This window comes from Polaromonas sp. P1_G2, assembly GCF_056405515.1.
Genome location: NZ_JBFUBY010000217.1, coordinates 1 through 7076 on the forward strand (window position 1 = coordinate 1; position 7076 = coordinate 7076).

5 protein-coding genes are annotated in these 7076 nt (G+C 64.3%); all 5 read left to right on the plus strand.

What is annotated here, in order from left to right:
- Nucleotides 1-2555, plus strand: a 2555-nt coding sequence (infB, locus tag AC1D0P_RS18875; protein WP_477678160.1) for a translation initiation factor IF-2, incomplete at its 5' end; no start/stop codon positions are given.
- Between the two features lie 69 nt (nucleotides 2556-2624).
- Nucleotides 2625-2993 (plus strand): 30S ribosome-binding factor RbfA, encoded by a 369-nt coding sequence (gene rbfA / locus AC1D0P_RS18880; protein ID WP_436154760.1) that lies wholly within the window; start codon nucleotides 2625-2627, stop codon nucleotides 2991-2993.
- Between the two features lie 90 nt (nucleotides 2994-3083).
- Nucleotides 3084-4118: a tRNA pseudouridine(55) synthase TruB gene (gene truB, locus AC1D0P_RS18885; RefSeq protein ID WP_477678161.1), complete on the plus strand. Its 1035-nt coding sequence runs from the start codon at nucleotides 3084-3086 to the stop codon at nucleotides 4116-4118.
- A gap of 48 nt (nucleotides 4119-4166) precedes the next feature.
- Nucleotides 4167-5993 carry a translational GTPase TypA gene (gene typA, locus AC1D0P_RS18890; protein ID WP_477678162.1) on the plus strand — a complete coding sequence of 609 codons (1827 nt, stop codon included), beginning with the start codon at nucleotides 4167-4169 and terminating at the stop codon, nucleotides 5991-5993.
- Nucleotides 5994-6109: 116 nt separating this feature from the next.
- Nucleotides 6110-6985: a DMT family transporter gene (locus AC1D0P_RS18895; RefSeq protein WP_477678163.1), complete on the plus strand. Its 876-nt coding sequence runs from the start codon at nucleotides 6110-6112 to the stop codon at nucleotides 6983-6985.
- Nucleotides 6986-7076: the final 91 nt, after the last annotated feature.

A 7076-nucleotide genomic window follows, 5' to 3' on the forward strand; every position in this document is an offset into this window, starting at 1 on the left:
CGCCGCCGCCGGCCCCCGTCATCGATGACGCCGAACTGATCCGCCGCGAGGAAGAAGCCAGYCGCCATGCCGAGCTGCTGCGCCGCCAGGAGCAGGAACTCGCCGAAAAACGCCGCCTGCGCGATGAGCAGGATGCGAAGGACGCCGCGCGCGAACAGGAACGCCTGGCCGCCGAGCAGGCCGCCCAGGCAGCCGCTGCCGCCGCCGATGCCGTGAAGAAAGCCAAGCCCGCGACCGGCAAGGCCGCCAAGGAAGCCTCCGCACCGACCGCCGCCGCCGCCAAGGCCGCCGAAACCGCTGCTGCCGAGCAGGTCACCAAGGCGGCCGACGCCGCCGCAGCTGCGGCCACGGCCAAAGCCAAGGCCACCGCTGAATTCCAGGCTGACGCCGCCAAGGCGCAGGAACTGCAGGAACGCCGYCGCAAGGCCGAAGCCGAAGCCGCTGGCATCCGCGCCATGATGTCCGCACCCAAGCGCGTACTGGTGCCGCACGTCGACCCCAAGGCGGCCATCAAGGGCACGCTGCACAAACCGGCCGCCGTGCCGGGCGCAGCCGCCAAGCCGGGCGCTCCCGCAGCCGCGGGCGCACCGGGCGCCGCCGGCAAGAAGGAAGTCAAGTCGGAGAACCTGTCTTCGACCTGGAAGGACGACGCCGCCAAGAAGAAGGGCATCCCGAGCCGTGGCGCACCTGTCGTGCCCGGACGCGGCAATTTCCGCAGCGGCCCGCGCGGCCGCCGCGGCAACGACCGCGAGGCACGTCCCGAGTCCACCTTTGTGGCGCCGACCGAGTTCAAGGTCATCGAAGTGCATGTGCCTGAAACCATCACCGTGGCCGAACTCGCCCACAAGATGAGCGTCAAGTCGTCCGAGGTGATCAAGCACCTGATGAAGCTTGGCCAGATGGTCACCATCAACCAGCCGCTGGACCAGGATACCGCCATGATCGTGGTGGAAGAAATGGGCCACAAGGCGGTGACGGCTTCGCTGGACGATCCGGAAGCCTTTGCCGACGAAGATGTGCAAGGCCAGCAGGCCGAGTTGCTGCCGCGCGCGCCTGTCGTGACCGTCATGGGCCACGTCGACCATGGCAAGACCTCGCTGCTCGACTACATCCGCCGCGCCAAGGTTGCCTCCGGCGAAGCCGGCGGCATCACCCAGCACATCGGCGCCTACCACGTGGAAACCCCGCGCGGCATGGTGTCCTTCCTGGATACCCCGGGCCACGAGGCGTTCACCGCCATGCGTGCCCGCGGCGCCCAGGCGACCGACATCGTGATCCTGGTGGTCGCGGCCGACGACGGCGTCATGCCGCAGACCAAGGAAGCCATCAAGCATGCCAAGGCTGCCGGCGTTCCCATCGTTGTGGCGATCAACAAGATCGACAAGCCGGGCATCAACCTGGAACGCGTCAAGGGCGAACTGGTCACCGAAGAGGTGATTCCCGAAGAGTTCGGCGGCGACGTTCCTTTTGTCGGCGTCTCGGCCCATACCGGCGCCGGTGTCGACGCCTTGCTCGAGCAGGTGCTGCTGCAGGCCGAAGTGCTTGAACTGAAGGCGCCTGTCGACGCGCTGGCCAAGGGTCTGGTGATTGAAGCCCGCCTCGACAAGGGCCGCGGCCCGGTCGCGACCGTGCTGATCCAGGCCGGCACACTGAAGGCCGGCGACGTGGTGCTGGCCGGTTCGACCTATGGCCGCGTGCGCGCCATGCTGGATGAAAACGGCAAGCCGATCAAAACGGCAGGCCCGTCGATCCCGGTGGAAATCCAGGGTCTGACGGAAGTGCCGCAGGCCGGCGATGAATTCATGGTCATGCTCGACGAGCGCCGTGCCCGTGAAATCTCCACCTACCGTGCCGGCAAGTTCCGCAACACCAAGCTGGCCAAGCAGCAGGCCGCCAAGCTGGAGAACATGTTCTCCGACATCGGCGCCGGCGAAGTCAAGATGCTGCCTATCATTATCAAGGCCGATGTGCAGGGCTCGCAGGAAGCGCTGTCCCAGTCGCTGCTCAAGCTCTCGACCGACGAGGTCAAGGTCCAGCTGGTGTACTCCGGTGTCGGTGGCATTTCCGAGTCGGACGTCAATCTGGCCATCGCCTCCAAGGCAGTGGTGATCGGGTTCAACACCCGCGCCGATGCCCAGGCCCGCAAGCAGGCCGAAAACAACGGCGTGGACATTCGTTACTACAACATCATTTATGACGCTGTGGACGAACTGCGCGCCGCGATGTCGGGCATGCTGACGCCGGACAAGAAGGAAGAAGTCATCGGCAATGCCGAGATTCGCCAGGTGTTCAAGGTCAGCAAGATCGGTTCGATCGCCGGCTGTATGGTCACCGCCGGTGTGGTTCGCCGCACGGCGCGCCTGCGCCTCCTGCGCGAAAACGTGGTCATCTTCACGGGTGAACTCGACTCGCTCAAGCGTTTCAAGGACGATGCCAAGGAAGTCAAGGAAGGCTTCGAGTGCGGCTTGAACATCAAGAACTACAACGACATCCAGGTTGGCGACATCCTGGAGTTCTTTGAAATCAGGGAAGTGGCCAGAACGCTGGAAGCCTGAACCACGTGAATCCGCCCGCAGCCCACCAGGCTGCCGGGCTTCACGCCAAAGGCCTCAACACTTTTTGACATGCGCAAGAAATCCACCACCCCCAACCGCGGTTTTCGCGTTGCCGACCAGATCCAGCGCGATCTGACGGAGCTGATCGCGCGCGAACTCAAAGACCCGCGGGTCGGGATGGTGACCGTCCAGGCAGTCGAAGTGACAGCCGATTACGCGCATGCCAAGGTGTTTTTCAGCGTGCTCGTCGGCGACCCAAAAGAGTGCGAGGAAGCGCTCAACCAGGCCGCGGGCTTCCTGCGCAACGGCCTGTTCAAGCGCTTGATGACGCACACCGTGCCGACCCTGCATTTCCATTTCGACCGCACGACCGAACGCGCGGCCGACATGAACGCCTTGATTGCCAAGGCGGTCTCCTCCCGCGCCCAAGACGACTGAGTTCGCGCCGTTCCCCTTGATGACAGGTTCAGGGACAACGGCGCCAACGAAGCGCCCGGTTTGTCCCGTGCGCTGAACCTGTCGGAATTTATGACGCAAACTTCTTCTCATCGCCAGAAAATCCAGCGACGTCCCGTGCACGGCGTGCTGCTGCTCGACAAGCCGCTGGGCCTGTCGAGCAACCAGGCCTTGCAGAAGGCCAAATGGCTGCTGCGCGCCGACAAGGCCGGCCACACCGGCACGCTGGACCCGCTGGCCACCGGCGTACTGCCGTTGTGTTTTGGCGCGGCCACCAAATTCAGCCAGATCCAGCTCGACGCCAACAAGACCTATGAAGCCGTGCTGCTGCTGGGCACCAAAACCAGCACCGCCGATGCCGAGGGCGACGTGATTGAAACCCGGCCCGTGCCGGAGATCACGCCGGCCCTGCTGCAAGACCTGACGGCGCGTTTCACCGGCCCGCTGGCGCAGGTGCCGCCCATGTACTCGGCGCTCAAGAAAGACGGCAAGGCGCTGTACGAATATGCCCGCAAGGGCCAGGAAGTCGAGCGGGAGGCCCGCCACATCACCATCTTCGCGCTGGAAATGGCCGTGGTCCACGACGCGCGCGCGCCGGCTGCCATCAAGATCACGGTGAGCTGCAGCAAGGGCACCTACATCCGCACGCTGGGCGAAGACATCGGCGAGGCCATAGGTTGCGGCGCGCACCTGGGTTCGCTCAGGCGGCTGGAGACCGGCGGCTACACCACCCAGCAGTGCGTCAGCTTGCCGGCCCTGGAAGCCATGACCGAGCCCGAGCGCGAAGCCTGCCTGCTGCCGCCGCAGACCCTGGTGGCGGCGTACCCGTCTGTCACATTGGACGCCGACAATGCAGGGCGGTTTTTAAGCGGCCTGCGCCGTCGGGGCGCGCCCGGCCAGTGGGGCGCCGATGCGCCGCTGGTACAGGTCTACGGTCCGGGGCAGGGCGGCGAGGTGCCGGCCTTCCTGGGTTCGGCCCACATCACGGCCGACGAACTGATTCCGCAGCGCCTGCTGAGCCCGGTCGAGATCCAGGACATCCTGGCGGCCGCACAGAGTTCCGGCCATGCCGCGCCCACGGGTGCGGCGGCCCTTGTCCATCACTAACAGTTTTTTTGCCAGTTTTGACGTTTTAAAGTTCCCAGAAAGCCAACCATGAGCCACAAACAGATCCGCAATATCGCCATCATCGCCCACGTTGACCATGGCAAAACCACCATGGTCGACCAGTTGCTGCGCCAGTCCGGCACCTTCGCCGAGCACGAAAAAGTGGTCGACACCGTGATGGACAACAACGCCATCGAAAAAGAACGCGGCATCACCATCCTGGCCAAGAACTGCGCCGTGACCTGGGAAGGCACGCACATCAACATCGTCGACACCCCGGGCCACGCCGACTTCGGCGGTGAAGTGGAGCGCGCGCTGTCCATGGTCGACGGCGTGGTGCTGCTGATCGACGCGCAGGAAGGCCCCATGCCCCAGACGCGCTTCGTGACCAAGAAAGCGCTGGCCCTGGGCTTGAAGCCCATCGTGGYGRTCAACAAGGTCGACAAGCCGGGCGCCAATCCCGACAAGGTGGTCAACGCCGCCTTCGACCTGTTCGACAAACTGGGCGCGACCGACGAACAGCTCGACTTCCCGGTGGTCTATGCCTCCGGCATCAACGGCTGGTCTTCGCTCGAGGAAGGTCCTCCCAACGAACAGTGGGGTCCCGACATGTCGGCCCTGTTCAATACCATCCTCAAGCACGTCCCGTCCCAGAACGGCGACCCGGCGGCACCGCTGCAACTGCAGATCTCCGCGCTTGACTTCTCGACCTTCGTGGGCCGCATCGGCGTGGGCCGCATCAGCCAGGGCACCATCAAGCCCATGATGGACGTCGTGGTCATGGAAGGCCCGGACGGCAAGGCCGTCAAAGGCCGCGTCAACCAGGTCCTGACTTTCCAGGGCCTGGAGCGCGTGCAGGCCACCGAAGCCGGCCCCGGCGAGATCGTGCTGATCAACGGCATTACCGACATCGGCATCGGCGTGACCATCACCGACCCGACCAACCCGGCACCGCTGCCCATGCTCAAAGTGGACGAGCCGACGCTGACCATGAACTTCTGCGTCAACACCAGCCCGCTGGCCGGCCGTGAAGGCAAGTTCGTCACCAGCCGCCAGATCTGGGACCGCCTGCAGAAAGAGCTGCAGCACAACGTCGCCCTGCGCGTCAAGGAAACCGACGAAGAAGGTATTTTTGAAGTCATGGGCCGCGGCGAACTGCACCTGACCATCCTGCTGGAAAACATGCGCCGCGAAGGCTATGAACTGGCCGTCTCCAAGCCGCGCGTGGTGTTCAAGGAGGTCAACGGTGAAAAGCACGAACCTATCGAGCTGGTCACCGCGGACATCGAAGACCAGCACCAGGGCGGTGTGATGCAGGCACTGGGCGAGCGCAAGGGCGAGCTGGTGAACATGGAGCCGGACGGCCGCGGCCGTGTGCGCCTCGAGTACCGCATCCCGGCGCGCGGCCTGATCGGCTTCACCAACGAATTCCTGAACCTGACGCGCGGTTCCGGCCTGATCTCCAACATCTTCGACAGCTACGAAGCGCACAAGGGCGAGATCGGCGGCCGCAAGAACGGCGTGCTGATCTCCATGGACGACGGTGAAATTTTCACCTACGCCCTGGGCAAGCTGGACGACCGCGGCCGCATGTTCGTGCGCGCCAACGACCCGGTGTACGAAGGCATGATCGTCGGTATCCACAGCCGCGACAACGACCTGGTGGTCAACGCCACGCGCACCAAGCAGCTGACCAACTTCCGCGTTAGCGGCAAGGAAGACGCGATCAAGATCACGCCGCCGATTGAATGCACGCTGGAATACGGCGTGGAATTCATCGAGGACGACGAACTGGTCGAAATCACGCCCAAGTCCATCCGCCTGCGCAAGCGCCACCTGAAAGAAAGCGACCGTAAACGCGCTGGCCGTTCTTGAGATAAGGCCACTCCGGCCGCATGATGCGGCAGGAGATTGTCAAAGGCCGCTGCGCGCAAGCTTCAGCGGCCTTTGCTTTTATGTCTGCACAACAGCCTGAATTGATTGCCCATCCCATGAAACTCACGCATTCCCGCGCCGTTTTCCTGATGATCCTCGTGACCATGATGTGGTCGATCGCCGGCGTTGTGACACGCCACCTGGAGTCAGCCCGCAGCTTTGAAGTCACCTTCTGGCGCAGCTTTTTCACGGTGGTGTCGCTGCTGGTCATCCTGCCGTTTTTCCAGGGCAGGGCGGTGTTCACCAAGATACGCAACGGCGGCTCGGCCTTCTGGCTGTCGGGCGTCTGCTGGAGCGTGATGTTCACGGCCTTCATGGTCGCGCTCACGATGACCACCGTGGCCAATGTGCTGGTGACCATGGCGCTCAGCCCCTTCCTCACGGCCTTGCTGGCCCGCGCCTTCATCGGCCACAGCATTCCCGCGCGGACCTGGCTGGCCATTGCCATGGCCGGCGCCGGCATTGCCTGGATGTACGGCGGACAGATGGACCTTTCCAGCCACATCGGCGGCACCCTGGTGGCCCTGATGGTGCCGCTGGCCAGCGCCAGCAACTGGACGGTGGTGCAGCACAGCCGCGCCCACGGCAAGAATGTCGACCTGGTGCCCGCGGTGCTGCTGGGTGCGGTGATCTCGACGCTGGCCACCTTGCCGCTGTCGCTGCCTTTCTCCGCCACGGCGCATGACATCGGCTTGCTGGCATTGCTGGGCCTGGTGCAGCTGGCCATTCCTTGTGTGTTGTCGGTGATGTGCGCCGGCGTGCTCAAGGCGCCGGAAGTCGCCTTGCTGGCGCTGCTGGAAGTGATTTTCGGGATCTTGCTGGCCTGGTTCGGCGCGGGCGAGGTGCCCGGCGCGAGTGTGCTGACAGGCGGCGCCCTGGTGATAGGCGCGCTGGTGGTCAATGAACTGGTTGGATGGAGGCAGCGGGCATGAGCGATATGAATACGAATACGGAAACCAGGGCTGAGGTCCTGCTTGAGCGGCGCGGTAATGCCGGGCTGATCACGCTGAACCGGCCCAAAGC

Excerpts from the sequence above, each read along its gene's own strand:
- rbfA (WP_436154760.1), top strand. The coding sequence starts at position 2,625 with ATGCGCAAGAAATCCACCACCCCCAACCGCGGTTTTCGCGTTGCCGAC.
- truB (WP_477678161.1), top strand. The coding sequence starts at position 3,084 with ATGACGCAAACTTCTTCTCATCGCCAGAAAATCCAGCGACGTCCCGTG.
- AC1D0P_RS18895 (WP_477678163.1), top strand. The coding sequence starts at position 6,110 with ATGAAACTCACGCATTCCCGCGCCGTTTTCCTGATGATCCTCGTGACC.